General features: G+C 64.7%; 23 protein-coding genes. 17 read left to right on the top strand and 6 right to left on the bottom strand.

Features of this window, described 5'->3' with window-relative positions:
• Window positions 1–49 precede the first annotated feature (49 nt).
• The 9 genes from mdh (at window position 50) to ACVI1L_RS12355 (ending at window position 11,344) form a co-directional block, all read left to right on the top strand.
• Window positions 50–1,018 carry a malate dehydrogenase gene (gene mdh, locus ACVI1L_RS12395; protein ID WP_028336306.1) on the top strand — a complete coding sequence of 323 codons (969 nt, stop codon included), beginning with the start codon at window positions 50–52 and terminating at the stop codon, window positions 1,016–1,018.
• A gap of 161 nt (window positions 1,019–1,179) precedes the next feature.
• Entirely contained in the window at window positions 1,180–2,376 is a 1,197-nt protein-coding gene (gene sucC, locus ACVI1L_RS12390; protein WP_456783005.1) for an ADP-forming succinate--CoA ligase subunit beta, read from the top strand.
• 2 nt (window positions 2,377–2,378) lie between these two features.
• Complete coding sequence (locus tag ACVI1L_RS12385; protein ID WP_076834630.1) at window positions 2,379–2,855, top strand: DUF1579 family protein; 477 nt, start codon at window positions 2,379–2,381, stop codon at window positions 2,853–2,855.
• Window positions 2,856–2,950: 95 nt separating this feature from the next.
• Window positions 2,951–3,832: a succinate--CoA ligase subunit alpha gene (gene sucD / locus ACVI1L_RS12380; RefSeq protein ID WP_028340814.1), complete on the top strand. Its 882-nt coding sequence runs from the start codon at window positions 2,951–2,953 to the stop codon at window positions 3,830–3,832.
• 254 nt (window positions 3,833–4,086) lie between these two features.
• A complete protein-coding gene (locus tag ACVI1L_RS12375; RefSeq protein WP_456783004.1) occupies window positions 4,087–7,047 on the top strand; it encodes a 2-oxoglutarate dehydrogenase E1 component in 2,961 nt (986 codons plus the stop codon).
• Between the two features lie 167 nt (window positions 7,048–7,214).
• Window positions 7,215–8,456, top strand: coding sequence for a 2-oxoglutarate dehydrogenase complex dihydrolipoyllysine-residue succinyltransferase (gene odhB / locus ACVI1L_RS12370; protein ID WP_057020975.1), 1,242 nt, complete (start codon window positions 7,215–7,217; stop codon window positions 8,454–8,456).
• 72 nt (window positions 8,457–8,528) lie between these two features.
• The gene (locus tag ACVI1L_RS12365; RefSeq protein ID WP_456783003.1) at window positions 8,529–9,278 is read left to right on the top strand and encodes an SDR family oxidoreductase; all 750 of its coding nucleotides are present in this window, start codon (window positions 8,529–8,531) and stop codon (window positions 9,276–9,278) included.
• 85 nt (window positions 9,279–9,363) lie between these two features.
• A complete protein-coding gene (gene lpdA / locus ACVI1L_RS12360) occupies window positions 9,364–10,764 on the top strand; it encodes a dihydrolipoyl dehydrogenase (protein WP_057020923.1) in 1,401 nt (466 codons plus the stop codon).
• Between the two features lie 40 nt (window positions 10,765–10,804).
• Window positions 10,805–11,344 (top strand): hypothetical protein, encoded by a 540-nt coding sequence (locus ACVI1L_RS12355; protein ID WP_225163860.1) that lies wholly within the window; start codon window positions 10,805–10,807, stop codon window positions 11,342–11,344.
• Between the two features lie 144 nt (window positions 11,345–11,488).
• On the opposite strand, the gene ACVI1L_RS12350 is transcribed toward ACVI1L_RS12355, so the two are convergent.
• Both ACVI1L_RS12350 and ACVI1L_RS12345 read right to left on the bottom strand, forming a co-directional pair.
• Window positions 11,489–12,079 carry a DUF4337 domain-containing protein gene (locus tag ACVI1L_RS12350; RefSeq protein ID WP_028336314.1) on the bottom strand — a complete coding sequence of 197 codons (591 nt, stop codon included), beginning with the start codon at window positions 12,077–12,079 and terminating at the stop codon, window positions 11,489–11,491.
• 144 nt (window positions 12,080–12,223) lie between these two features.
• A complete protein-coding gene (locus tag ACVI1L_RS12345) occupies window positions 12,224–13,195 on the bottom strand; it encodes a tyrosine recombinase XerC (RefSeq protein ID WP_456783002.1) in 972 nt (323 codons plus the stop codon).
• Between the two features lie 109 nt (window positions 13,196–13,304).
• Between ACVI1L_RS12345 and ACVI1L_RS12340 the strand changes: the two genes are divergently transcribed.
• Window positions 13,305–15,515: a primosomal protein N' gene (locus tag ACVI1L_RS12340; RefSeq protein WP_456783001.1), complete on the top strand. Its 2,211-nt coding sequence runs from the start codon at window positions 13,305–13,307 to the stop codon at window positions 15,513–15,515.
• A gap of 223 nt (window positions 15,516–15,738) precedes the next feature.
• On the opposite strand, the gene ACVI1L_RS12335 is transcribed toward ACVI1L_RS12340, so the two are convergent.
• A complete protein-coding gene (locus tag ACVI1L_RS12335; RefSeq protein WP_229189994.1) occupies window positions 15,739–16,230 on the bottom strand; it encodes a septal ring lytic transglycosylase RlpA family protein in 492 nt (163 codons plus the stop codon).
• Between the two features lie 629 nt (window positions 16,231–16,859).
• On the opposite strand from ACVI1L_RS12335, the gene ACVI1L_RS12330 reads away from it, so the two are divergent.
• From ACVI1L_RS12330 to ACVI1L_RS12300, 7 genes are all read left to right on the top strand, one after another.
• Complete coding sequence (locus tag ACVI1L_RS12330; protein WP_028340805.1) at window positions 16,860–17,420, top strand: F0F1 ATP synthase subunit delta; 561 nt, start codon at window positions 16,860–16,862, stop codon at window positions 17,418–17,420.
• Complete coding sequence (atpA, locus tag ACVI1L_RS12325; protein WP_028340804.1) at window positions 17,420–18,949, top strand: F0F1 ATP synthase subunit alpha; 1,530 nt, start codon at window positions 17,420–17,422, stop codon at window positions 18,947–18,949. Before ACVI1L_RS12330 ends, atpA begins: the two co-directional genes overlap by 1 nt.
• A gap of 91 nt (window positions 18,950–19,040) precedes the next feature.
• The gene (locus ACVI1L_RS12320) at window positions 19,041–19,919 is read left to right on the top strand and encodes a F0F1 ATP synthase subunit gamma (RefSeq protein WP_092087080.1); all 879 of its coding nucleotides are present in this window, start codon (window positions 19,041–19,043) and stop codon (window positions 19,917–19,919) included.
• A gap of 25 nt (window positions 19,920–19,944) precedes the next feature.
• Window positions 19,945–21,387, top strand: a complete 1,443-nt coding sequence (gene atpD / locus ACVI1L_RS12315; RefSeq protein WP_016843821.1) for a F0F1 ATP synthase subunit beta — start codon at window positions 19,945–19,947, stop codon at window positions 21,385–21,387.
• Window positions 21,388–21,503: 116 nt separating this feature from the next.
• On the top strand, window positions 21,504–21,911 hold the full coding sequence (locus ACVI1L_RS12310) for a F0F1 ATP synthase subunit epsilon (RefSeq protein WP_028336321.1): 408 nt from the start codon (window positions 21,504–21,506) through the stop codon (window positions 21,909–21,911).
• A gap of 204 nt (window positions 21,912–22,115) precedes the next feature.
• A complete protein-coding gene (locus ACVI1L_RS12305) occupies window positions 22,116–22,271 on the top strand; it encodes a hypothetical protein (RefSeq protein WP_456785683.1) in 156 nt (51 codons plus the stop codon).
• Window positions 22,272–22,375: 104 nt separating this feature from the next.
• On the top strand, window positions 22,376–23,371 hold the full coding sequence (locus ACVI1L_RS12300; RefSeq protein ID WP_456783000.1) for a helix-turn-helix domain-containing protein: 996 nt from the start codon (window positions 22,376–22,378) through the stop codon (window positions 23,369–23,371).
• Here ACVI1L_RS12300 and ACVI1L_RS12295 read toward each other — a convergent pair.
• From ACVI1L_RS12295 to ACVI1L_RS12285, 3 genes are all read right to left on the bottom strand, one after another.
• Window positions 23,329–23,829: an RNA pyrophosphohydrolase gene (locus ACVI1L_RS12295; protein ID WP_092087086.1), complete on the bottom strand. Its 501-nt coding sequence runs from the start codon at window positions 23,827–23,829 to the stop codon at window positions 23,329–23,331. The two genes, ACVI1L_RS12300 and ACVI1L_RS12295, sit on opposite strands and share 43 nt — an antisense overlap.
• A gap of 33 nt (window positions 23,830–23,862) precedes the next feature.
• The gene (locus tag ACVI1L_RS12290; protein ID WP_076864732.1) at window positions 23,863–24,366 is read right to left on the bottom strand and encodes an RNA pyrophosphohydrolase; all 504 of its coding nucleotides are present in this window, start codon (window positions 24,364–24,366) and stop codon (window positions 23,863–23,865) included.
• Between the two features lie 83 nt (window positions 24,367–24,449).
• The gene (locus tag ACVI1L_RS12285) at window positions 24,450–25,664 is read right to left on the bottom strand and encodes a divergent polysaccharide deacetylase family protein (protein WP_456782999.1); all 1,215 of its coding nucleotides are present in this window, start codon (window positions 25,662–25,664) and stop codon (window positions 24,450–24,452) included.
• Window positions 25,665–25,724: the final 60 nt, after the last annotated feature.

Genomic DNA, 25,724 nt, shown 5'->3' with positions numbered 1-25,724 from the left:
GCAACCGACTTCCCTCCCTCCCGTACACAGTTCAAAGGACTGATTTCCCATGGCACGCGACAAGATTGCTCTGATTGGCTCCGGACAGATCGGCGGAACGCTGGCGCACCTCGTCGGCCTCAAGGAACTCGGAGACGTCGTGCTGTTCGATATTGCCGAGGGCGTGCCGCAGGGCAAAGCGCTCGACATCGCGCAGTCGTCGCCGGTCGACGGTTTCGATTCCAATCTGGTCGGCGCCAATTCCTATGAAGCGCTCGACGGCGCCAAGGTCTGCATCGTCACCGCCGGCGTGCCGCGCAAGCCCGGGATGAGCCGCGACGATCTCCTCTCCATCAACCTCAAGGTCATGGAGCAGGTCGGCGCCGGCATCAAGAAGTACGCGCCCGACGCCTTCGTCATCTGCATCACCAACCCGCTCGACGCCATGGTGTGGGCGCTGCAGAAGGCCTCGGGCCTGCCGCACAAGAAGGTGGTCGGCATGGCCGGCGTGCTCGACTCCGCGCGTTTCCGCTATTTCCTGGCCGACGAATTCCACGTCTCGGTCGAGGACGTCACCGCCTTCGTGCTCGGCGGCCACGGCGACACCATGGTGCCGCTGACCCGCTACTCGACTGTCGCCGGCATTCCGCTGCCCGACCTCGTCAAGATGGGCTGGACCTCGCAGGCGCGCATCGATGAGATCGTCGATCGCACACGCAACGGCGGCGCCGAGATCGTCAACCTGCTCAAGACTGGCTCCGCCTTCTACGCGCCGGCTGCGTCCGCGATCGCGATGGCCGAGAGCTACCTGAAGGACAAGAAGCGCGTGCTGCCCTGCGCCGCCTATCTCAACGGCGAGTACGGCGTGAAGGACATGTATGTCGGCGTGCCGGTCGTGGTCGGCGCCAAGGGTGTCGAGCGCATCGTCGAGATCGAACTGGCGGGCAAGGACCGCGAGGCTTTCGACAAGTCGGTCGGTGCGGTGCAGGGCCTGGTCGACGCCTGCAAGAAGATCGCGCCCGATCTGCTCGGCAAGTAATCTCGATTGGCAATGGCCCGATAGGCGGTTTCAATCGCCTGTCGGGTGCAAGGCGATGAAATTCCGGCGGATTTTTTAGTTGCGCGAGCTTTGGTATATGGTATGCCAGTCTCAAGGCTGATGTAAAAGGTCGCCGCACGAGGGTTTGGGAGCGTCTTTCCATGAATATCCATGAATACCAGGCCAAGGCTTTGCTGCATGAATTCGGCGTGCCGATCTCGCGCGGCGTGCCGGTGCTGAAGCCGGAAGAGGCCGACGCGGCGGCCAAGCAGCTGCCCGGCCCGATCTGGGTGGTGAAGAGCCAGATCCATGCCGGCGGCCGCGGCAAGGGCAAGTTCAAGGAAGCATCGGCCGGCGACAAGGGCGGCGTCCGCATCGCCAAATCGGCCGCCGAGGTCGCCGAATTCGCCAAGCAGATGCTCGGCGCGACGCTGGTCACGGTGCAGACCGGTCCGCACGGCAAGCAGGTCAATCGCCTCTACATCGAGGAAGGCTCCGACATCGACAAGGAGTTCTACCTCTCGATCCTGGTCAATCGCGAGACCTCCGAAATTTCCTTTGTGGTGTCGACCGAAGGCGGCGTGAATATCGAAGAGGTCGCGCATTCGACCCCGGAAAAGATCGTCTCGTTCTCGGTCGATCCCGCGACCGGCATCATGCCGCATCACGGCCGCACGGTTGCCAAGGCGCTGAAGCTGACCGGCGATCTCGCCAAGCAGGCCGAGAAGCTGACCGGCCAGCTCTATGCCGCCTTCGCCGCCAAGGACATGGCGATGCTCGAGATCAATCCGCTCGTCGTCACCAAGCAGGGCCAGCTTCGCGTGCTCGACGCCAAGGTGTCGTTCGACAGCAACGCACTCTATCGTCATCCGGACGTGGTCGCGCTGCGCGACGAGACCGAGGAAGACGCCAAGGAGATCGAGGCGTCGAAATACGACCTCAACTACGTCGCGCTCGATGGCACGATCGGCTGCATGGTCAACGGCGCCGGCCTTGCCATGGCGACCATGGACATCATCAAGCTGTACGGCATGGAGCCGGCGAACTTCCTCGACGTCGGCGGCGGCGCCAGCGTGGAGAAGGTCGCGGCCGCGTTCAAGATCATCACCGCCGATCCGAACGTGAGGGGCATCCTGGTCAACATTTTCGGCGGCATCATGAAGTGCGACGTGATCGCCGAGGGCGTGGTCGCCGCGGTGAAGCAGGTCGGCCTCAAGGTTCCGCTGGTGGTGCGCCTCGAAGGCACCAATGTCGAGCAGGGCAAGAAGATCATCCGCGAGAGCGGCCTCAACGTCCTGCCCGCCGACAACCTCGATGACGCTGCACAGAAGATCGTGAAAGCCGTCAAGGGAGGCTAACGATGGCCGATCATCTCGACGCTCCGACACCGCTGGACGAACACCGCAAGCTCGCGGCGTTTGCGGGCGAGTGGAGCGGCGAAGAGATGGTCTATCCGTCGCGCTGGACCGCGGGCGGTCCGGCCACCTCGCAGGTCGTTGCGCGCATCGCGCTCAACGGCTTCTACCTGATCCAGGACAGCGTGCAGACCCGCGACGGCAAGGAGAGCTTCGCCACCCACGGCGTGTTCACCTACGACCGCGACGATCGGGCCTACAAATTGTTCTGGCACGACTCGCTCGGCTACTACCCGCCGTCACCGGCGTCCGGTAGATGGGCGGGCAAGTCGCTGATCCTGGTGCGCGGCTCGCTGCGCGGCAATGCCCGTCACGTCTACGAGGTCGTCGACGACAACACCTACAACATGAAAATCCAGTTCTCGCCTGACGCGGAAGGGTGGGCCGACGTGCTCACCGGCGTGTACCGGCGTATTCACTGAGCATGATCCGGAAAAGTGGTCTCCGGTTTTCCGACAAGATCATGCTCAAACCATAGAGTCCCATCACCGATCGTCTCGCGAAAGCATCTCGAACCATGTCCATTCTGATCGACAAGAACACCAAGGTCATCTGCCAGGGCTTCACCGGCAAGAACGGCACGTTCCATTCGGAAGCGGCGATCGCTTACGGCACCAAGATGGTCGGCGGCGTGGCGCCGGGCAAAGGCGGCTCGACCCACCTCAACCTGCCGGTGTTCGACACCGTCGCCGAAGCGCGCGAGAAGACCGGCGCCGACGCCAGCGTGGTCTATGTCCCGCCGCCGGGCGCAGCCGACGCGATCTGCGAGGCGATCGATGCGGAAATCCCGCTGATCGTCTGCATCACCGAGGGCATCCCGGTGCTCGACATGGTGCGCGTGAAGCGCTCGCTGTCGGGCTCGAAGTCGCGGCTGATCGGGCCGAACTGCCCCGGCGTGATGACCGCCGGCGAATGCAAGATCGGCATCATGCCGGCCAACATCTTCAAGCCCGGCTCGGTCGGCATCGTCTCCCGCTCCGGCACCCTGACCTATGAGGCGGTGTTCCAGACCACCCAGGAGGGTCTCGGCCAGACCACCGCGGTCGGCATCGGCGGCGACCCGGTCAAGGGCACCGAGTTCATCGACATGCTGGAGATGTTCCTGGCCGACGAGAAGACCAAGTCGATCGTGATGATCGGCGAAATCGGCGGCTCCGCCGAGGAGGACGCCGCCCAGTTCCTCAAAGACGAGGCCAAGCGTGGCCGCAAGAAGCCGATGGTCGGCTTCATTGCCGGTGTTACCGCACCTCCCGGCCGCCGCATGGGCCATGCCGGCGCGATCATCTCGGGCGGCAAGGGCGACGCCGGTTCCAAGACCGCGGCGATGGAAGCCGCCGGCATCAGGGTGTCGCCATCGCCGGCCCGCCTCGGGCACACGCTCGCGGAAATGCTGAAGTAACCGCCGTCCGGCGAGTTCCCTTCGAGGTTTGACGTGATTTGGGGCGGGTTCTCCTTGGGGAACCCGCTCTTTTATTGCGTTTTGGTGCCGGAATGCCGATCAATAAAAAATGAAAATAAATTCACTTCTTAGTTCTTTTAGGCAGGAATATCTGTCCTAGATAGGGTAAAGGGTATCAATCCAGCCGGCGCACTTCCAGACCGGCATCAGCGCCGTCTCCTACGCGCGAACCGAAAAAATCACCAGGACTGCCCATGTCTCGCCAAGACGCGAACGCCGCTTTTGCACTCTCATCATTCCTGCAGGGCACCAACGCCGCCTACATCGACGACCTCTACGCCCGCTACGAGCAGGACCCGTCGTCGGTCGACGCCGAGTGGCAGGATTTCTTCAAAAGCCTGAAGGACGCCCCGGCCGACGTCCAGAAGAACGCCGAGGGCGCCTCGTGGGGCCGCGACAACTGGCCGGTGACGCCGCGCGACGATCTGACTTCCGCGCTCGACGGCAACTGGGCCCAGGTCGAGAAGGCGGTCGGCACCAAGCTCGCAGCCAAGGCGCAGGCCAAGGGCGCCGAGCTGTCCGATGCCGACGTCCATCAGGCCACCCGCGATTCGGTTCGCGCACTGATGCTGATCCGCGCCTACCGCATGCGCGGCCATTTCCACGCCAAGCTCGATCCGCTCGGCATCGAGGCGCCGCGCGACCGCGAGGAGCTCGATCCGCGCTCCTACGGCTTCACCGAGGCGGACTTCGATCGCAAGATCTTCCTCGACCACGTGCTCGGCCTCGAATACGGCACGCTGCGCGAGATCGTGCAGATCTGCGAACGCACCTACTGCCAGACGCTCGGCGTCGAATTCATGCACATCTCGAACGCCGCGCAGAAGGCGTGGATCCAGGAGCGCATCGAGGGGCCGGACAAGGAGATCTCGTTCACGCCCGAGGGGCGCCGCGCGATCCTCAACAAGCTAATCGAGGCGGACGGCTTCGAGAAGTTCTGCGACACCAAGTTTACCGGCACCAAGCGCTTCGGCCTCGATGGCGGTGAATCGCTGATCCCGGCGCTCGAGCAGATCATCAAGCGCGGCGGCAATCTCGGCGTGAAGGAGATCGTGGTCGGCATGCCGCATCGCGGCCGCCTCAACGTGCTGACCCAGGTGATGGGCAAGCCGCACCGCGCGCTGTTCCATGAGTTCAAGGGTGGTTCGGCCAACCCCGACTCGGTCGAAGGCTCGGGCGACGTCAAGTATCACCTCGGCGCCTCCTCGGACCGCGAGTTCGACGGCAACAACATCCATCTGTCGCTGACCGCAAACCCGTCGCATCTCGAGATCGTCGATCCGGTCGTGATGGGCAAGGTGCGCGCCAAGCAGGACCAGCACGGCGATCCGCCGGATATGCGTATCTCCGTGCTGCCGCTGCTGATGCACGGCGACGCGGCATTCGCGGGCCAGGGCGTGGTGGCTGAATGCTTCAGCCTGTCAGATCTGAAGGGCTACCGCACCGGCGGCTCGCTGCATTTCATCGTCAACAACCAGATCGGCTTCACCACCTATCCGCGCTACTCGCGCTCGTCGCCCTATCCGTCCGACGTGGCGAAGATGATCGATGCGCCGATCTTCCACGTGAATGGCGACGATCCGGAGGCCGTGGTGTTCGCGGCCAAGGTCGCGATCGAGTTCCGGCAGAAATTCCACAAGCCGGTCGTCATCGACATGTTCTGCTACCGGCGCCACGGCCACAACGAGGGCGACGAGCCGGCCTTCACCCAGCCGGTGATGTACAAGAAGATCGCTTCTCACCCGTCAACGCTCGAGATCTACGCCAAGCGGCTGGTCGCTGACGGCGTGTTGACCGAGGGCGAGGTCGAGAAGGCCAAGGCCGACTGGCGCGCGCGGCTCGACGCCGAGCTTGAAGCCGGCGCCGGCTACAAGCCGAACAAGGCCGACTGGCTCGACGGCAAGTGGGCAGGCTTCAAGATCGCCGACCAGGAAGAGGACGCCCGCCGCGGCGTCACCGGCGTCGATGTCGCCGTTCTCAAGGATATCGGCCGCAAGATCACCAAGGTGCCGGACGGCTTCCGCGTCCACCGCACCATCCAGCGTTTCCTCGACAATCGCGCCAAGGCGATCGATAGCGGTGTCGGGATCGACTGGGCCACCGGCGAGGCCCTGGCATTCTGCACGCTGCTGCAGGAAGGTCATCATGTGCGACTGTCCGGCCAGGATTCCGAGCGCGGGACTTTCTCGCAGCGCCATTCAGTGCTGATCGACCAGGAGGACGAGAGCCGCTACACGCCGTTCAACCATCTCGGCGGCGAAGACACCGGCCACTACGAGGTCATCAACTCGCTGCTGTCGGAAGAGGCGGTGCTCGGCTTCGAATACGGCTACTCGCTGGCCGAGCCGAACGCGCTGGCGCTCTGGGAAGCGCAGTTCGGCGACTTCGCCAACGGCGCGCAGGTGGTGTTCGACCAGTTCATCTCCTCGGGCGAACGCAAGTGGTTGCGCATGTCGGGCCTCGTCTGCCTGCTGCCGCACGGCTACGAGGGACAGGGGCCGGAGCACTCCTCCGCGCGTCTCGAGCGTTACCTGCAGATGTGCGCCGAAGACAACATGCAGGTGGTCAATCCGACCACGCCGGCGAACTACTTCCACGTGCTGCGGCGCCAGCTGCATCGCGAGATCCGCAAGCCGCTGATCCTGATGACGCCGAAGTCGCTGCTGCGCCACAAGCGCGCCGTGTCGCAGCTCGAGGAGCTCGGCAAGAACGCCACGTTCCATCGCATTCTGTACGATGACGCGCAGATGCTGCCGGACGAGAAGATCAAGCTGGTGCCGGACGACAAGATTCGCCGCGTCGTGCTGTGCTCCGGCAAGGTCTACTACGATCTCTATGAGGAGCGTGAGAAGCGCGACATCGACGACATCTATCTGATGCGCGTCGAGCAGCTCTATCCGGTGCCGCTGAAGGCGCTGGTGCAGGAGCTCGGCCGCTTCAAGAACGCCGAAGTGGTCTGGTGCCAGGAAGAGCCGCGCAATATGGGCTCCTGGCACTTCATCGAGCCCTATCTGGAATGGGTGCTCAACCAGATCCACGCACCCAACAGGCGTCCGCGTTATGCGGGCCGTCCGGCATCGGCGGCAACCGCGACCGGCTTGATGTCGAAACATCTGGCGCAGCTCAAGGCGCTGCTCGACGACGCACTGAACTAACGACTTTCATTGAAGCCATGCCCCGCGAATGCGGGGCATCCGGTATCCCGCGTCATCCAGCAGAAGTGCTGTCGTCACGGAGTACCGGATCGCTCGCTTTGCGGGCGGTGGCGGACAAGTTTCACGACCGCAAATTTTGCGACCGCAGGGTTATCGAGGAAAAGACCATGACTGAAATTCGCGTTCCAACGCTCGGCGAATCCGTGACCGAGGCCACGATCGGCCGCTGGTTCAAGAAGGCCGGTGAAGCCGTCGCGGTGGACGAGCCGTTGGTGGAGCTGGAGACCGACAAGGTCACCATCGAGGTGCCCGCGCCGGTGGCCGGTACGCTCGGCGAGATCATCGCCAAGGACGGCGAGACGGTCGCCGTCGGCGCGCTGCTCGGACAGATCAATGACGGCGCCGCTCCGGCCGCCAAGCCGGCTGCTGCGGCTCCCGCCAAGGCCGCCGCACCGGCTGCCGCTGCTGCGCCGGCTGCTGCCGCTGCGCCGAAGGCGCCGCCGGCGGATGCGCCGCTGGCACCCTCGGTCCGCAAGCTGTCCGCTGAAAGCGGCATCGATGCGTCCACCGTTCCCGGCTCGGGCAAGGACGGCCGCGTGACCAAGGGCGACATGCTGGCCGCGATCGAGAAGGCCGCCTCGGCGCCGACCCCGGTCAACCAGCCGGCCGCCGCCGTGCAGGTTCGTGCGCCGTCGCCGGCGGACGACGCCGCGCGCGAGGAGCGCGTGAAGATGACCCGGCTGCGCCAGACCATCGCGCGCCGCCTCAAGGACGTGCAGAACACCGCCGCGATGCTGACGACCTTCAACGAGGTCGACATGACCGAGGTGATGAAGCTGCGGGCCCTCTACAAGGACACGTTCGAGAAGAAACACGGCTCGAAGCTCGGCTTCATGGGCTTCTTCACCAAGGCGGTCGTGCAGGGGCTAAAGGACATTCCGGCGGTCAACGCCGAAATCGACGGCTCTGACCTGATCTACAAGAACTACTATCACATCGGCGTTGCGGTCGGCACCGACCGCGGCCTCGTGGTGCCTGTGGTGCGCGACTGCGACCACAAGTCGATCGCCGAGATCGAGAAGTCGATCGCCGACTACGGCCGCCGCGCCCGCGACGGCCAGCTCAAGATCGACGAGATGCAGGGCGGCACCTTCACCATCACCAATGGCGGCATCTACGGTTCGCTGATGTCGACGCCGATCCTGAATGCGCCGCAGTCCGGCATCCTCGGCATGCACAAGATCCAGGAGCGGCCGATGGTGGTCGGCGGCAAGATCGAGGTGCGCCCGATGATGTATCTGGCGCTGTCCTATGATCACCGCGTCATCGACGGCAAGGAAGCGGTTACCTTCCTGGTGCGCGTCAAGGAGAGCCTGGAGGATCCGGCCCGCCTGGTGCTGGACCTCTAAGGTCGTATCGCGCGCGGCGTCCGATCGGCTCGGGCGCCGCGATCTGTTGGTTGCTCACATTTGGGGATCAAAGTGACGGATAAGGTCGTTGTCATCACCGGCGGCAGCCGCGGCATCGGCCGCGCCACCGCGCTCGCTGCCGCCGCGCGCGGCTATCGCATCGTGGTCGGCTATGCATCCAACAAGACCGCGGCGGACGAGGTCGTCGCCGCGATCGAAGCCGGCAACGGCAAGGCGATCGCGGTGAAATGCGATGTCGGCAGCGAGCAGGACATCCTGGCGCTGTTCAAGGCGGCCGACGGCTTCGGCACGCTCGGCGCGCTCGTCAACAATGCCGGCATCGTCGGCAAGAGCGGCGTGCGTGTCGACGAGATGTCGGCCGAGCGTATCCAGCAGATGATGGCAGTGAATGTCACCGGCAGCATCCTGTGTGCGCGCGAGGCGGTGAAGCGCATGTCGACCAAGCACGGCGGCAAGGGCGGCGTCATCGTCAACCTGTCCTCGGTGGCGGCGAAGCTCGGTGCGCCCAACACCTATGTCGACTATGCCGCTTCCAAGGGCGCGATCGATTCCTTCACGATTGGCCTCGGCTACGAAGTCGCGAATGAGGGCATCCGCGTCGCCGGCATCCGGCCCGGACTGATCGACACCGACATCCACGCCGCGGGGGGCGAGCCCGATCGCGCGCACCGGCTTGCCCATATGGTGCCGATGAAGCGTGTCGGCACCGCCGATGAAATCGCCAACGCCATCGTCTGGCTGATCTCGGACGAGGCTTCCTATGTCACCAGCGCGATCCTCGACGTGTCGGGCGGTCGCTAGCACACGATCAAGAGCGGGCGGCGGTCTGCCGTCACGATCGCGCCCCGCGCAATTGTCACAGAGCTTAGCTACAGGACCTTCCATCATGGCTTCTTACGATCTCGTCGTCATCGGCACCGGCCCGGGCGGATATGTCTGCGCGATCCGCGCGGCGCAACTCGGCATGAAGGTCGCCGTCGTCGAGAAGGACGCGACGCTGGGCGGCACTTGCCTCAACGTCGGCTGCATGCCGTCGAAAGCGCTGTTGCACGCCTCCGAGATGTTCGAGGAAGCCGGGCACTCCTTCGCCAAGATGGGCGTCAGCGTCCCGGCGCCGAAGCTCGATCTGCCTGCGATGATGAACTTCAAGCAGCAGGGCATCGACGGCAACGTCAAGGGCGTCGAGTTCTTGATGAAGAAGAACAAGATCGACGTGCTCAAGGGGACCGGCAAGATCCTCGGTGCCGGCAAGGTCGAGGTCTCCGGCGACGGCAAGTCCGAGACCGTCGAGACCAGGAACATCGTGATCGCCACCGGCTCCGATATCGCCCGCCTGAAGGGTATCGACATCGACGAGAAGCGCATCGTGTCCTCGACTGGCGCGCTGTCGCTGGAGAAGGTGCCGGAGAAATTGCTGATCATCGGCGCGGGGGTGATCGGGCTCGAGCTTGGCTCGGTCTGGCGGCGTCTCGGTGCGGACGTCATGGTCGTGGAATTCCTCGACCGCATCCTGCCCGGCATGGACGGCGAGGTGGCAAAGCAATTTCAGCGCATGCTCGAGAAGCAGGGCTTCGTCTTCAAGCTCGGCGCCAAGGTCACCGCGGTCGATAGCTCCGGCAAGACGCTGCAGGCCAAGGTCGAGCCCGCCGCGGGTGGCGCTGCGGAAACCATCGAAGCCGACGTCGTGCTCGTCTGCATCGGCCGGGTGCCCTACACCGAGGGCCTCGGGCTGAAGGAAGCCGGCGTCGCGCTCGACAATCGCGGCCGCGTCGAGATCGACGCGCACTTCTCGACCAACGTGAAGGGTATTTATGCGATCGGCGACGTCGTGGCCGGGCCGATGCTCGCGCACAAGGCGGAAGACGAAGGCGTTGCCTGTGCGGAGATCATCGCGGGCCAGGCCGGCCACGTGAACTACGACGTCATTCCAGGTGTTGTGTATACCACGCCGGAAGTGTCGTCGGTCGGCAAGACCGAGGAAGAACTCAAGCAGGCCGGCGTCGCCTACACCGTCGGCAAATTCCCGTTCACGGCAAACGGCCGGTCCAAGGTCAATCAGACCACCGACGGCTTCGTGAAAATTCTCGCAGATGCGAAGACGGATCGGGTGCTTGGCGTCCACATTGTCGGCCGCGAAGCCGGCGAAATGATCCATGAAGCCTGCGTTCTGATGGAATTCGGCGGATCGGCCGAAGATCTGGCTCGCACCTGCCACGCGCACCCGACCCGTTCGGAGGCGATCAAGGAAGCCGCGCTTGCGGTGGGCAAGCGCGCCATCCATATGTGATGATCGAAAGTCCGGCGTCAGCCGGGTTGAGATCATAGCGATGCTGCGCCGCCTGCTTCAGCCGTTCTGGGTCCTGCTTGCGATCATCTTCCTGGTCGAGGCTTGGCTATGGGACCATCTCGAGCCGATCGTGGCGCGGGCGGTGGCGTGGATTCCGCTCCGCGCGCTCAAGCAGTGGCTTGCCGACCGGGTCGATTCGCTGTCGCCGGCGATGACGCTGATTGTCTTTGTCGTGCCGGTCATCCCGCTGTTTCCGCTCAAGCTGATCGGGCTCTGGCTGCTCGCGAACCAATACTGGTTCAGTGCGGTCTCGCTGATCCTGTTCGCCAAGTTCGTCGGCGTCGGCGTGACGGCCTTCCTGTTCGACGTGACGCGGCCGAAACTGCTGGAGATGCCCTGGTTCGAGGCACTCTATAATTTCGTGATGGCGCTGCGGGCCAAGGCCACCGCGCTGGTCGAGCCAATCAAGCGGCGCATTCGCGAGATGATCAGTGGCGACGGCGAGGGCTGGGCGGCGCGCACGCTGCGCGTGATCGCGCGCTTCCGCAAAAGCGTGCATCAGACCAGCAAGCCTCTTTGATCAAGACTTTCTATTCCGTCATCCTGAGGAGCGCGGAACGCGCGTCTCGAAGGATGCACGGCCCGGCCGGTGGCCGTCGATCCTTCGAGACGCGCGCAAGGGCGCGCTCTTCAGGATGACGGTTCGAAAGCGGCGCGCTGCGCCTCAATGCAGATGCAGCAAGTGCGGCTGGAACAGGCCGAGCGCCGTCATCACGATGCCGGCGAGCGTCACCAGGCCGGAGACCCAGGCCAACGCGATGATGCCCGTGATGATGGTCGCCGATGCCAGCACGATGGCGATCTGGAAGGCGGCGGAGGCAAGCTCGAAATGATGATATTTCGCGGTGGCCTCGTCGCGCTCATGCTCGGCGTGCTTGGCGCGTTCGGAGAGCTGCTCTGAACCCTCGCCGGTTTCCGGCTCCGAGCGATAGCGCGCCGCGGTCTTCTGCCAATCGTCGATCTGCTTCTGCAGCGCGGCCCTGGCCGCCTCGTCGGTGGTGGTCGCGAGGTTCAGCTTGCCCTGTTCGGCCGCGGTCTGCACCGCGGTCCGGCGGATGCTCTTGGCCTGGAAGAAGGCCCACAGGTTGGAGGCCTCGACATTCTTGCTGATCGATTCGGTCTGGGCGCCCTTGCCGAGCGTTTCCGACAGCGCCAGGCACAGGGCGATCACGGCGATCAGGAGCGCGATCTTCTTGTTCTCGCCCGAGGCATGCTCGGCATGCTCCGCGTGCTCCATACTTTCATGTGCGCTCATGATTCCCCTCCGGATGAGACCGCGCCACGATTGCCGAATGCGGTGCACAAGGCAAGGGCCGAACGGTTTTGGGTAACCGTCTGAAGATGAACGGCGCATGACGGCGGGCCAAAGCCCGCGCTTTATTTTTTCAGAACCGAACGTTCAACCTCGGGGATGCGCGGAGCGATAGACTTCGAGCAGGCGCTCGCTGTCGATGCCGGTGTAGATCTGCGTGGTCGACAGCGAAGCGTGGCCGAGCAATTCCTGGATCGCGCGCAGATCGCCGCCGCGGCTCAGCAGATGCGTGGCGAAGGAATGCCGCAGCGCATGCGGCGTTGCGCTGTCGGGGAGGCCGAGCGCGCCGCGCAGCCGCTCCATGGTGAGCTGGATGATGCGCGGGCTCAAGGGGCCGCCGCGCGCGCCGACGAACATCGGCCCCGCGGGGCTGAGCTGATGCGGGCAGATCGCCTCATAGTCCGCGATCAATTGCAGCACGTTCTGCAGCACCGGCACCATGCGGGTCTTATTGCCCTTGCCGGTCACCACGAGCACGTCGCCTTCGCCAGGTTTCGGCACGTCGCGGCGCTTCAGCCCCAGCGCCTCGGAGATGCGCAGGCCCGAACCATAGAGCAGCGCCATGACGGCGGCGTCACGCACCAGGATCCAGGTCTCGCGGGTTTCGTCCGCGCGCTCGTCGGCGTCGGCGAAGCGTTTCGCCGCTTCCATGTGAATCGGCTTCGGCAGGCTCTTCGCCACCTTGGGCGCGCGGATCGCCGAGAGCGCGCCGACCTTGCCCTTGCCCTCGCGTTCCAGGAATCGTCCGAACGAGCGCAGGCCCGCCAGCGCCCGCATCAGCGATCGCCCACCGATCTCCTCGGTTCGGCGCATCGCCATGAAGGCGCGCACATCGCTCGCCTCGAGCGCGGAAAATGCCTTAAGCGTCACCCGCGCGCCCCAGTGCCCGGCCAGGAAGGCGAGGCATTGGCGCACGTCCCGGGCATAGGCCTCAAGCGTCTTCGGCGACAGCCGCCGCTCCGCACGCAGATGCGACAGCCAGCGCGTCATCTCCTGCGTAACCGATGCGTCGGCGCAGTCGAGTTCGAGCGGTTGGATGGGCTGATCGGTCCGGGCCATCTGTTAGGGGCTATTGGCACTACGAATCTCCTGATTATATCGCACTGCCTTCGTTTACCGATCGCTAAGACCGCGTAGCGGTGCTAGCCCGGCGCAAAGTTCGGATTCAATGGACCACACCACGCGCCACAACCCAGCCTCCGCATCGACGACACGTGTCGTCGACGTGCTGGTGCCTGTCGCGCTGAACCAGACCTATTCCTACCGCGTTCCGCGCGGCATGGAGCTTGCGCCGGGCGACGTGATCGGCGTTCCGCTCGGGCCGCGTGAGGTCGTCGCGGTGGTGTGGGCGGAAAATGCCAATCCGGATCCGCGGCTGCACAACCGGCTCAAGGACGTCAGCGAGAAGCTCGATGTTCCGCCGCTGAAGCCGGAGCTGCGCCAGCTGGTCGACTGGGTCTCCAATTACACTTTGTCGGCACGCGGCACAGTGCTGCGGATGACGCTGCGGATGGGCGAAAATCTCGGGCCGGAGCGGATGCGGCTCGGCGTGCGGCTGGTCGGCGAGCCGCCGCGGCGCCTGACGCCGGCGCGCCGGCGGGTGATCGAGGTGCTGTCGGACCGCTTGCTGCACGGCAAGTCAGAGGCGGCGCGGGAGGCCGGCGTCAGTTCCGGCGTGATCGACGGCCTGGTCGACGAAGGCACCCTGACGGTTGAGGCGATGCCGCCGCCGGGACCGCCGCCCGTTCCGGATCCCTCCTACGCGCAGCCGGATTTTTCGCGCGAGCAGCGCAGCGCCGTCGACGTGATGCGGACGCTGGCCGCGAGCGGCAGCTTTCACGTCGCGTTGCTCGACGGCGTCACCGGTTCCGGCAAGACCGAAGTCTATTTCGAGGCGATCGCCGAGAATATCCGCCGCGGCAAGCAGACGCTGATCCTGATGCCGGAGATCGCGCTGACCGGCCAGTTCCTTGACCGTTTCGCGCAGCGCTTCGGCGTGCGGCCGCTGGAGTGGCATTCGGAGCTGACGCCGCGCACGCGCGCGCGCAACTGGGCCGCGATCTCCGAGGGCAAGGCGCCGGTCGTGGTCGGCGCCCGCTCCGCGCTGTTCCTGCCCTATGCCGATCTCGGTCTCATCATCGTCGATGAGGAGCACGACCAGGCCTACAAGCAGGACGACGGCGCGCATTATCACGCGCGCGACATGGCGGTGGTCCGCGCCCATATCGCAAAGATCCCGATCGTGCTGGCGTCGGCGACGCCGTCGGTCGAGAGCGAGGTCAATGCGCGCAAGGGGCGCTACCAGCGCGTGGCGCTGCCGTCGCGGTTCGGCGGCCAGCACATGCCGCATATCGAGGCGATCGACATGCGCCGCGCGCCGCCGCCGCGTGGCCGCTTCATTTCGCCGGTGCTGGCCGAGCAAATCGGCCATGCCATTGAGCGCCGCGAGCAGGCGCTGCTGTTCCTCAACCGCCGCGGCTATGCACCGCTGACGCTGTGCCGGGCCTGCGGCCACCGCTTCGCCTGCACCATCTGCGATGCATGGCTGGTCGATCACCGGTTCCGACAGCGGCTGGTCTGTCATCATTGCGGCTTCTCGATGCCGCGCCCGAATATCTGCCCGCATTGCGCGGCCGAGGAATCGCTGGTCGCGGTCGGGCCCGGCGTCGAGCGCCTGCAGGAGGAGGCCGCCCACATCTTCCCCGAGGCACGGACGATGGTGCTGTCGAGCGATCTCATCACCTCGATCGAGACCATGCGCAGCGAGCTCAACGAGATCGCCGAGGGCCGCGTCGACATCATCATCGGCACCCAGCTGGTGGCGAAGGGCCACAACTTCCCGCGGCTCAATCTGGTCGGCGTCATCGACGCCGATCTCGGCCTGAGCAATGGCGATCCGCGCGCCGCCGAGCGGACGTTCCAGCTGCTGAACCAGGTGGTCGGCCGCGCCGGCCGCGAGCAGGGCCGCGGCGTCGGCTTTCTGCAGACCCATCAGCCGGAGCATCCGGTGATCAAGGCCCTGATCGCCAATGACCGCGAGGCGTTCTATGCCAGCGAGATCGAGATTCGCGAGCGCACCGGCTACCCGCCGTTCGGTCGGCTGGCGAGCCTGATCGTCTCCGCCGGCGACCGTCCGACCGCGGAAGGCTTCGCCCGCAAGCTCGCCGCGGTGGCGCCGCTCGATGAGCGGATCCAGGTGCTCGGCCCCGCCGAGGCGCCGCTCGCCGTCATCAAGGGCCGCTATCGCTTCCGCCTGCTGGTGAAGTCGCTGCGCAATGTCGACCTGTCGCAATATCTGCGCGAATGGCTGGAATCCGGTCCCAAGACCAAGGGCAATCTGAAGCTCGAGGTCGACGTCGATCCGCAGAGCTTTTTGTAAGCAGCTTCAATCTTGACCGTCATTTGCGAGGAGCGAAAGCGACGAAGCAATCCATGTGTCCGCAAACGCGGTGAAATGGATTGCTTCGCTCCGCTCGCAATGACGGCGGCTGGCAGCACGTCCCGCAAAAGAAAAAGCCTGCCGTCATTTGCGACGGCAGGCCATTTTTTGGCGCGAAGCAGGCCTCGCGGCCGTTACGCAACGCAACGCTTACTGAAGGCGCTTACGAGACGACCTCAGCGGTGACGCGGCCGACGCCGGCACCGGTCAGGCCGATGGCGCGTGCTGCGCCGGTGGAGAGGTCGAGCACGCGGCCGCGGATGAACGGGCCACGATCGTTGATGGTGACGACGACGCTGCGGCCGCCATGGGTGACGCGGAGCCTGGTGCCGAACGGCAGCGAGCGGTGGGCCGCGGTCATGGCGTTCTGGTTGAAGCGCTGGCCGGAAGCGGTGCGGCTGCCCGACTCATTGCCGTAGAAGGAGGCCATCCCCGAGAACGAGTGGCCGCCGGACGGCTGGATCGATGCATTGGCGTCGCGCCAGGACGAGCCTTCGGCGCGGGCGTGGTGATGATGGTGGTGGCGATGATGGTGGTGCCGGGACTTCGCGGACGCCTCGGTCACGCTGCCCCCGACCAGAATAGTTGCGGCTACAAACGCAAGCGCCGTACGCGAGCGGGTTACGTTGCCCGCCGCCTTCTTGATATTCAGCATTGATAAGACCCTCAGACAGTATTGCCGCTAACGCGGCAAGTGGAACCCCCGTCCCTTCGTTGACCAAGGCCGTTTGGTTTCCCAATGAGGCACGAATTGGGCAGTAAATCCGGATTATCTCGTGCTGAAATATCTTGTTACCGCCTTGGGGTAGTCAATCGAGGTCCCGTAATCTTGCTGTTTAACCAATTTTTAACGATCAATATACTTACCAATACTGATTATCGAGGCGACGGTAAGTTTTCGGTAAGTAATCGCTAAATGAAACCGCAGCCGGCCCGGAGTTCCCTGCGCGCTCGGCCATAGGCCTATGCAAATTTCGATGGAACAAAATCGCGGCGGCGCGAATCGGAGCCGACGCGCCGAATTTCCGCGCGCCAAATTTTCCGGTTCGGCCACCGGCTGCGGTCGGCAAAAAGCGCATGCGACAAGGCGGCACTCACGATGCCGTCATGTTGCACCTGCGCGATTGCTATGTTAGCAAAGCCGCGATTTTAACGGTCCCGGCACGTCCTGTGCCGGTCGAAAATCGAAGTCCCGCTTGAATTCCAAGGGCTTGGATCGCTAGGCGCTGCTTTGGTGGCGACGGTTTTTCCCTTGCGAATTTGACAGCAAAAAAGAGCGAGCTCGTGGCTGCTGAAGATCCGTCCGTTTCGGGAGTGTCCGGTCGTTACGCAACGGCCCTGTTCGAGTTGGCGCGCGACGAGCAATCCGTCGATCAAGTCCGGGCCGACCTCGACAAGTTCGAGGCCCTGCTCAACGAGAGCGCCGATCTCAAGCGCCTCGTCCGCAGTCCGGTGTTCGCGGCGGACGCCCAGCTGAAGGCGCTGACCGCGGTGCTCGACAAGGCCGGCATCGCCGGCACGTCGGCCAAGTTCCTCAAGGTGCTCACCGCCAATCGCCGGCTGTTCGCCGTTGCCGATGTGATCCGCGCCTATCGCGCGCTGGTGGCGAAGTTCAAGGGCGAGGCGACTGCGGAAGTCACCGTCGCCGAGCAGCTCAGTGACAAGAATCTCGACGCGCTGAAGGCCGCACTGAAATCAGTGACGGGCAAGGACGTCGCGCTCAACGTGAAGGTCGATCCCTCCATTATTGGTGGCCTGGTGGTCAAGCTCGGCAGCCGCATGGTGGATAGTTCGCTTCGCACCAAACTCAATTCGATCAAGAACGCGATGAAAGAGGCAGGCTGATGGACATCCGCGCCGCAGAAATTTCTGCGATCCTCAAGGACCAGATCAAGAATTTCGGCCAGGAAGCCGAGGTCACCGAAGTTGGCCAGGTGTTGTCGGTCGGTGACGGTATCGCCCGCGTCTACGGTCTCGACAACGTTCAGGCCGGTGAAATGGTCGAGTTCGAGAACGGCACGCGCGGCATGGCGCTCAACCTCGAAACCGACAACGTCGGTATCGTGATTTTCGGCGCCGACCGCGAGATCAAGGAAGGCCAGACCGTCAAGCGCACCCGCGCGATCGTGGACGCGCCGGTCGGCAAGGGCCTGCTCGGCCGCGTCGTCGACGCGCTCGGCAACCCGATCGACGGCAAGGGCCCGATCCAGGCCACCGAACGCAAGCGCGTCGACGTCAAGGCGCCCGGCATCATTCCGCGCAAGTCGGTGAACGAACCGATGGCCACCGGCCTCAAGGCGATCGATGCGCTGATCCCGATCGGCCGCGGCCAGCGCGAGCTGATCATCGGCGACCGTCAGACCGGCAAGACCGCGATCGCGCTCGACACCATCCTGAACCAGAAGCCGCTCAACGCCCAGCCGGACGAGAACCTCAAGCTGTATTGCGTCTACGTCGCAATCGGCCAGAAGCGCTCCACCGTCGCGCAGTTCGTCAAGGTGCTCGAAGAGCAGGGCGCGCTGGAATACTCGATCATCGTCGCGGCCACCGCGTCCGATCCGGCGCCGATGCAGTACATCGCGCCGTTCACCGCCTGCACCATGGGCGAGTACTTCCGCGACAACGGCATGCACGCCGTGATCATCTATGACGACTTGTCCAAGCAGGCCGTCGCTTATCGCCAGATGTCGCTGCTGCTGCGCCGTCCGCCGGGCCGCGAAGCCTATCCGGGCGACGTGTTCTACCTGCATTCCCGCCTGCTCGAGCGCGCCGCCAAGCTCAACAAGGAGCATGGCTTGGGCTCGCTGACGGCGCTGCCGGTCATCGAAACCCAGGCCAACGACGTGTCGGCCTACATTCCGACCAACGTGATTTCGATCACCGACGGCCAGATCTTCCTGGAAACCGATCTGTTCTTCCAGGGTATCCGTCCCGCCGTGAACGTCGGTCTGTCGGTGTCGCGCGTCGGTTCGTCGGCGCAGACCAAGGCGACCAAGAAGGTCGCCGGCAAGATCAAGGGTGAACTCGCGCAGTACCGCGAAATGGCGGCGTTCGCGCAGTTCGGTTCGGACCTCGACGCCTCGACCCAGCGCCTGCTCAACCGCGGCTCGCGCCTGACCGAACTCCTGAAGCAGCCGCAATTCTCGCCGCTGAAGATGGAAGAGCAGGTCTGCGTGATCTGGGCCGGCACCAACGGCTATCTCGATCCGCTGCCGCTCAACAAGGTCAAGGCGTTCGAGGACGGCCTGCTATCGCTGCTGCGCGGCAAGAACGCCGACATCCTCGATGCGATCCGCACCAGCCGCGATCTGTCCGACGACACCGCCGCCAAGCTCAAGACGGCCGTCGAGGGTTTCGCCAAGACGTTTGCATAACGAATGGGGCGTCGCCCGGCTTGCCGCCGGGCGTGACGAACGGAGGCTTGCGATCTGACCATTGTGGTCGGATCGCCGGGGTGAACGAAGAATGGCGTCACTAAAAGACATGCGGGTCCGCATCGCCTCGACCAAGGCGACGCAGAAGATCACCAAGGCCATGCAGATGGTCGCAGCCTCGAAGCTGCGCCGCGCGCAGAACGCCGCCGAAGCGGCGCGGCCGTATGCCACCAAGATGGATGCGGTGATTTCCAACATCGCCGCGGCAGCCAACGGCACGCCCGGCGCGCCGGCGCTGCTCGCCGGCACCGGCAACGACCAGGTGCACCTGCTTCTGGTCTGCACCGGCGAGCGCGGCCTGTCCGGCGCGTTCAACTCCGCCATCGTGCGCCTGGCGCGCGAACGGGCGAACGCGCTGCTCGCGCAGGGCAAGGAAGTGAAGTTCTTCTGCGTTGGCCGCAAGGGTTACGAGCAGCTGCGGCGGACCTTCGAGAAGCGCATCGTAGAGCATCTCGACCTGCGTTCGGTGCGCCAGATCGGCTTCGTCAATGCCGAGGATATCGCCCAGAAGGTGCTGGCGCGGTTCGAGGCCGGCGAGTTCGATGTCTGCACGCTGTTCTACTCGCGCTTCCAGTCGGTGATCGCGCAGATCCCGACCGCGCAGCAGATCATCCCGCTGGAGGTGGCTGCGCCCGCGGCCAATGCGGCGCCCTCCACGTCCTACGAATACGAGCCTGAGGAAGACCAGATCCTCGGCAGCCTGTTGCCGCGCAACCTCGCGGTGCAGATCTTCCGCGCGCTGCTGGAGAACAACGCCTCGTTCTATGGCGCGCAGATGAGCGCGATGGACAGCGCGACCCGCAATGCCGGCGAGATGATTCGCAAGCAAACCCTGATTTACAACAGAACCCGTCAGGCCCAGATCACGAAGGAGCTGATCGAGATCATCTCCGGCGCTGAGGCGGTCTAAGGCAGATTTCGAAGGAGAACAGTCCATGGCTACAGCAGCCAACCAGATCGGTCGCGTTACCCAGGTCACGGGCGCCGTGGTCGACGTGCAGTTCGAAGGCCACCTTCCGGCGATTCTGAACGCACTCGAGACCAAGAACGGCGGCAACCGCCTGGTGCTCGAAGTCGCGCAGCATCTCGGCGAATCGACCGTCCGCACCATCGCGATGGACATCACCGAGGGCCTCGTGCGCGGCCAGGAAGTGACCGACACCGGCGAACCGATCCGGGTGCCGGTCGGCGAAGGCACGCTCGGCCGCATCATCAACGTCATCGGCGAGCCGATCGATGAAGCCGGCCCGATCAAGTCCGACGGCCTGCGCGCCATCCATCAGGAAGCGCCGACCTATACCGACCAGTCGACCGAAGCCGAAATTCTCGTCACCGGCATCAAGGTCGTCGACCTTCTTGCTCCGTATGCGAAGGGCGGCAAGATCGGCCTGTTCGGCGGCGCCGGCGTCGGCAAGACCGTGCTGATTCAGGAGCTCATCAACAACGTCGCGAAGGCGCACGGTGGTTACTCGGTGTTCGCCGGCGTCGGCGAGCGCACCCGCGAAGGCAATGACCTCTATCACGAGTTCATCGAATCGAAGGTCAACGCCGATCCGCACAATCCGGATCCGAGCGTGAAGTCGAAGTGCGCGCTGGTGTTCGGCCAGATGAACGAGCCGCCGGGCGCCCGCGCTCGCGTCGGTCTGACCGGTCTCACCGTTGCCGAGCACTTCCGCGACCAGGGCCAGGACGTGCTGTTCTTCGTCGACAACATCTTCCGTTTCACCCAGGCGGGTTCGGAAGTGTCGGCGCTGCTCGGCCGTATTCCTTCGGCGGTGGGTTATCAGCCGACGCTCGCCACCGACATGGGCGCGCTGCAGGAGCGCATCACCACCACCCAGAAGGGCTCGATCACCTCGGTGCAGGCGATCTACGTGCCGGCCGACGACTTGACCGACCCGGCGCCCGCCACCTCGTTCGCGCACTTGGACGCCACCACGGTGCTGTCGCGCGCGATCTCGGAAAAGGGCATCTATCCGGCGGTGGATCCGCTCGACTCGACCTCGCGCATGCTGTCGGCGCTCGTCGTCGGTGACGAGCACTACAACACCGCGCGCATGGTCCAGCAGATCCTGCAACGCTACAAGTCGCTGCAGGACATCATCGCCATTCTCGGCATGGACGAATTGTCGGAAGAGGACAAGCTGACGGTCGCCCGCGCCCGCAAGGTCGAGCGCTTCCTGTCGCAGCCGTTCCACGTCGCCGAAGTCTTCACCGGCTCTCCGGGCAAGTTCGTCGACCTCGCCGACACCATCAAGGGCTTCCGCGATCTCTGCCAGGGCAAGTACGACCATCTGCCGGAAGCGGCGTTCTACATGGTCGGCACCATCGAAGAAGCCGTCGAGAAGGGCAAGAAGCTGGCGGCCGAAGCCGCCTAAGCTTTGGGATGTCGTCATCGCCGGACCTGATACGGCGATCCATCGCACGTGAAGTATTTTGACTGATGGACCCGCGGGTCGAGCCCGCGGGTGACAGCGCAAAGAACGGAAAGACCATGGCCACCTTCCACTTCGATCTCGTCTCTCCCGAAAAGCTCGCCTTCTCCGGCGAGGTCGATCAGGTTGACGTCCCCGGTGTGGAGGGTGATTTCGGTGTGCTCGCCGGACACGCTCCGGTCATCGCCACGGTTCGTCCGGGCATCCTGACGATCACGACCGCCGGCAAGCGCGAGAAGGTGATCGTGCTCGGCGGCCTTGCCGAGGTGTCGGACAAGGGCCTCACCGTGCTCGCCGACGTCGCGACCGCGCTTGCGGACATCGATCGCGCGAAATTCGCCGAGACGATCAACGAGATGCAGGAGAAGCTCGCCGAGAAGGAGGGCTCCGAGCTCGACCACGCGATCGAGCGGCTCGACCACTTCAAGAGCATCCAGCAAGAGCTCAACACGACGGCTATGCACTAAGGCGCGGTTGCCGACCGGCGATCGCGCCGCCATGTCGAGTGAGCCGACCCCTTAGTGGAATAGCTCACACTTTTTCGATCATCGCCTGAGAAGGCTTGAATAATTCAACGCTCGCCACGCCGTGGCGAGCGTTCAATGTTTATTGCGCGCGGGATCGTCTGGCGGCATTCTCCTCGGCATATCTGGGTTCGGGGGCCGCTACTCATGAAGCGCAAGGTCGCAGCGATCCTCGCGGCCGATATCGCAAGTCAGAGCCGATTGGTTGCCGACGATGAGGAAGAGACGCTGCGGCGGCTCGCCTCTTCTCGACAAGTCCGCTTCTTCGCGGTCGGCCCGAACGAACGACCTGCAAATATGTGAAGCAGCTTGCAGCAGGGATCGTGCACAAATGACAAGCTGCAGCGCGATTACGATTTGGCCCGACCGCATCGCGATTTCATTCCTGACATAACGGACAAGCTGCCGTGCTGACCTTCACCACCGATGCTCTCCGCCCGCAGGACCGTTTCGAGCACTGGTGCGAGGTGCGCGGCAAGAGCCTGTTCGGGGTCACGATCGAGCTCGAGCGCGACAAGAGAGCCGATTTCCGCGGACACTTCTCGGCGACGCCCGTGGGCAGTGCCGTGCTGGCGCAAATGTCGGCTTCCTCCTACCGCGTCAGCCGGACCGCATCCGACATCGCGCGCGTTCCGAGCAACAGTCTGCATCTCGCCTGGCAGGTGCGCGGTCCCGGCCACATGAATATCGGTCGCGATCGCGTCCAGTTCGTGCGCAACGGCGACCTGGTGTTCGGCCATTCCAATCTTCCGTTTGCCTCGACACCCGAACGGACCGACGGCTTTGACTTCTTCAGCCTCAAGATCCCGGTCACCGACGAGCTCGTGCTCGGCGCGCGGATCGAGGATGCGCCGCCGGTCGCGCTGGCGCGTGATGCGAGCCTGACCCGGCTTGTCGGCGCCATGTTCCGCTCGATGACGCGAGATCTCGCGCAAGCCGGGCAGTTCGCCGACGACGTTGCGCATATGGTGCGCCTGGCGCTGCTCGCGCGCGGACGCGTGCGGCCACGCCAGGACGAAATCCGTGCCGCGCTGCATGCGGGCTACCTTCATGCCGCCCGCGAAATTCTGTTCCGCGACCTGCATCGCGCCTCGCTCACGCCGGCCGCGGTTGCCGCCGCGCTCGGCATCTCACTGCGGCAATTGCATGCGCTGTTCGAGCCGACCGGCCTGTCATTTGCGCGGACGCTGACGGCGGCAAGGTTGAAGGCGGCGAGGCGCGCGCTCTACGCCATACGGGAGCGCAGCATCGACGAGATCGCGTTCTCGTGCGGCTTCGACAGCATCGCGACCTTCTATCGCGTCTTCCGTTCGACCTACGGCATGACACCGGGCGACGCGCGGCGCATACCGCCGCAGGATCAGCCGGCGAATTCCGCGAACCGGGTCGCCACCGCGCGATAGACGTCGCGGCGGAACGGCACCACGAGATCGGCGACGCGGTCGAGGCGCTCCCAGCGCCATTGATTGAATTCGGCGGGCTGGCCGTTGCGCGGCGTCAATGGATCGATCTCCTCGTCGCGTCCGGTGAAGCGCAGCGCAAACCATTTCTGCCGCTGGCCGCGGAACTTGGCGAGCCGGTGCGATGCCGGCCCGTCATAGGCGGGGAATTCGTAGGTCATCCAGTCGGTCTCGCCGAGATAGTCGGCGTTGACCGCCCCGGTCTCCTCCCACAATTCGCGCATCACGGCCTGGCGCGGATCCTCGCCGGCGTCGATGCCGCCCTGCGGCATCTGCCATTCGAGGCCGGGCAGCACGATCTCCGGACCGTCGTCCTTGATCCGGTGGCCGATCAGCACGCGTCCGTCGGCGTTGAACAGCGCGATGCCCACATTGGGGCGATAGGGCTTATCTGATGACATCTCGGTGGGTACGTCGCGCGTTGACCCGGTCGGCTACTTGGCCGCCAGACCGGCGAATTCCTTCACGACGCGCTCATAGACCGGACGCTTGAACGGCACAATCAGCTCCGGCAGATTCTTCATCGGTTCCCAGCGCCAGGTGATGAACTCGGCCTTGTGGCCGCCGCCCGGATTGGCGACGTTGATCTCGTTCTCATTGCCGGTGAAGCGCAACGCGAACCATTTTTGCCGCTGTCCGCGATAGCGGCCCTTCCAGGCGCGGCCGGCGACGGTGCGCGGGATATCATAGATCAGCCAGTCCGAGACCTCGCCGAGCTTCTCCACGGACTTGATGCTGGTCTCCTCATAGAGCTCGCGTCGCGCCGCCTGAAACGTATCCTCGCCGGGATCGACGCCGCCTTGCGGCATCTGCCAGACATGCGCGTCGTCGACATGCTCGATGCCGCCCGCGCGGCGTCCGATGAAGACCAGCCCCGCTGTATTCAGCAGCATGATGCCGACGCAGGTTCGATAGGGCAGGTCTTCATAACGTGCCATGCTGCCGCTACCTCGCACATTTTCTGGAGCCGCCCGACCCGGCCCCCCGGCAAGGTCTCGAGCTGCACCAACGGATTGAATCTTTAGCCCGATTTTGATTTCAGCATCGCCGTTGTCAATGGCACAAGCATAATGCCCTTGGAGTCCAGTGTCTTGAGCCAGGCGCCGAGCCGCTCGATCGAGACCGGCAACGCCGAGGCGACGCCCACCGCCATGCCGCGTTCCTTGGCGATCGTTTCCAGCTTGACCAGCGCGCGGTCGATTTCCGCCGACGTCGGCACTGCGTCGATGGCGAAATCGGCCTTGGCGAACGGCAATGCCTGCCCCGCTGAGAGGGTCTGCGCGACGCTACGCGGGGTGGAACCGTCGTCGAAATAGCTCAGGCCGCGCTTTGCCGCTTCGCGGACGATGGGCTGCATCACGGGATCGGCCGCAACGAACCGGCCTCCCATGAAATTGGCGATCCCGGCATAGCCCTGCAGGCGGCTGAGGTGCCAATGGAAGCGGTCAAGGTTCTGCTCGCTGCTCAGCGTGGTCAGCAGGGTTTGCGGCCCGGGATCATTGTCGGGATAGTCGAACGGCTCCATCGGGATCTGCAGCAGGATCTCGTGACGCTGGGTCCGGGCACGTTCCGCAAGCTTGCCCGGATCGGAGCCATAGGGCGTGAAGGCCAGCGTCACCGCCGGCGGCAGCTTCATGATGGCGTCGGTGGTCTTGGCGGCGCCGACGCCGAGGCCGGCGACCACAATGGCGACCACGGGCATCCGGGCGGCCTTGGCGCGGTCAGCCTCGGCCGCGTAGACCGTGAACGGCTTCAGGCCGTCGGCGACCACCGGGATCATGCCGTAGCGTGACTTTTCCAGCAGGCGCGGATCGATGCCAGTCATCGCGAGTGGCGGCGTATCGCCATCGGCCTTGTCGGCCCGATCGCCGGCGCCGATCACCACGTCCTGGCGCTTGCCGCTGGAGCCGTCGATGATGGTGACGGTTCTCGCGTCACTGGCTGCGGCCGGGGTCTTGGCGGCGGATTTGGCCGCCGGTTCGGCCGCCGCCTGGGCGGCTGGAGCGTGCTTGTCGTCAGCGGCGGCGGGCGGAGGATTGCGGAGCGTGACACGGGCGATCGGCTCGCCCCCGAGCGGGTTGTCGTTGAACAGCGCGATGCCGACAAAGCCGACCAGCACGAGCCCGAGCAGCACGGCGAGCGCCTGCATCGCCGTGAATGGCAGGCGAAACCGGCGCGTCCTGCCCACGGTCGTCTGCCCAAGCGGCGTGCTCAGTTCGTCGGCCGCTTCTGCCATGACCCTCCCCGAATCAACAGCGCGAACGATAGCACGATGCGGTGCAATCCCGCGCGCCGG

The organism is Bradyrhizobium sp. USDA 4516 (genome assembly GCF_054055915.1).
This window is presented reverse-complemented; position numbering and strand designations above follow the sequence as displayed.

Coding starts and splice junctions, on each gene's coding strand:
- mdh (WP_028336306.1), top strand. CDS start 50: ATGGCACGCGACAAGATTGCTCTGATTGGCTCCGGACAGATCGGCGGA.
- sucC (WP_456783005.1), top strand. CDS start 1,180: ATGAATATCCATGAATACCAGGCCAAGGCTTTGCTGCATGAATTCGGC.
- ACVI1L_RS12385 (WP_076834630.1), top strand. CDS start 2,379: ATGGCCGATCATCTCGACGCTCCGACACCGCTGGACGAACACCGCAAG.
- sucD (WP_028340814.1), top strand. CDS start 2,951: ATGTCCATTCTGATCGACAAGAACACCAAGGTCATCTGCCAGGGCTTC.
- ACVI1L_RS12375 (WP_456783004.1), top strand. CDS start 4,087: ATGTCTCGCCAAGACGCGAACGCCGCTTTTGCACTCTCATCATTCCTG.
- odhB (WP_057020975.1), top strand. CDS start 7,215: ATGACTGAAATTCGCGTTCCAACGCTCGGCGAATCCGTGACCGAGGCC.
- lpdA (WP_057020923.1), top strand. CDS start 9,364: ATGGCTTCTTACGATCTCGTCGTCATCGGCACCGGCCCGGGCGGATAT.
- ACVI1L_RS12355 (WP_225163860.1), top strand. CDS start 10,805: ATGCTGCGCCGCCTGCTTCAGCCGTTCTGGGTCCTGCTTGCGATCATC.
- ACVI1L_RS12350 (WP_028336314.1), bottom strand. CDS start 12,079: ATGAGCGCACATGAAAGTATGGAGCACGCGGAGCATGCCGAGCATGCC.
- ACVI1L_RS12345 (WP_456783002.1), bottom strand. CDS start 13,195: ATGGCCCGGACCGATCAGCCCATCCAACCGCTCGAACTCGACTGCGCC.
- ACVI1L_RS12340 (WP_456783001.1), top strand. CDS start 13,305: ATGGACCACACCACGCGCCACAACCCAGCCTCCGCATCGACGACACGT.
- ACVI1L_RS12335 (WP_229189994.1), bottom strand. CDS start 16,230: ATGCTGAATATCAAGAAGGCGGCGGGCAACGTAACCCGCTCGCGTACG.
- atpA (WP_028340804.1), top strand. CDS start 17,420: ATGGACATCCGCGCCGCAGAAATTTCTGCGATCCTCAAGGACCAGATC.
- ACVI1L_RS12320 (WP_092087080.1), top strand. CDS start 19,041: ATGGCGTCACTAAAAGACATGCGGGTCCGCATCGCCTCGACCAAGGCG.
- atpD (WP_016843821.1), top strand. CDS start 19,945: ATGGCTACAGCAGCCAACCAGATCGGTCGCGTTACCCAGGTCACGGGC.
- ACVI1L_RS12310 (WP_028336321.1), top strand. CDS start 21,504: ATGGCCACCTTCCACTTCGATCTCGTCTCTCCCGAAAAGCTCGCCTTC.
- ACVI1L_RS12305 (WP_456785683.1), top strand. CDS start 22,116: ATGAAGCGCAAGGTCGCAGCGATCCTCGCGGCCGATATCGCAAGTCAG.
- ACVI1L_RS12295 (WP_092087086.1), bottom strand. CDS start 23,829: ATGTCATCAGATAAGCCCTATCGCCCCAATGTGGGCATCGCGCTGTTC.
- ACVI1L_RS12290 (WP_076864732.1), bottom strand. CDS start 24,366: ATGGCACGTTATGAAGACCTGCCCTATCGAACCTGCGTCGGCATCATG.
- ACVI1L_RS12285 (WP_456782999.1), bottom strand. CDS start 25,664: ATGGCAGAAGCGGCCGACGAACTGAGCACGCCGCTTGGGCAGACGACC.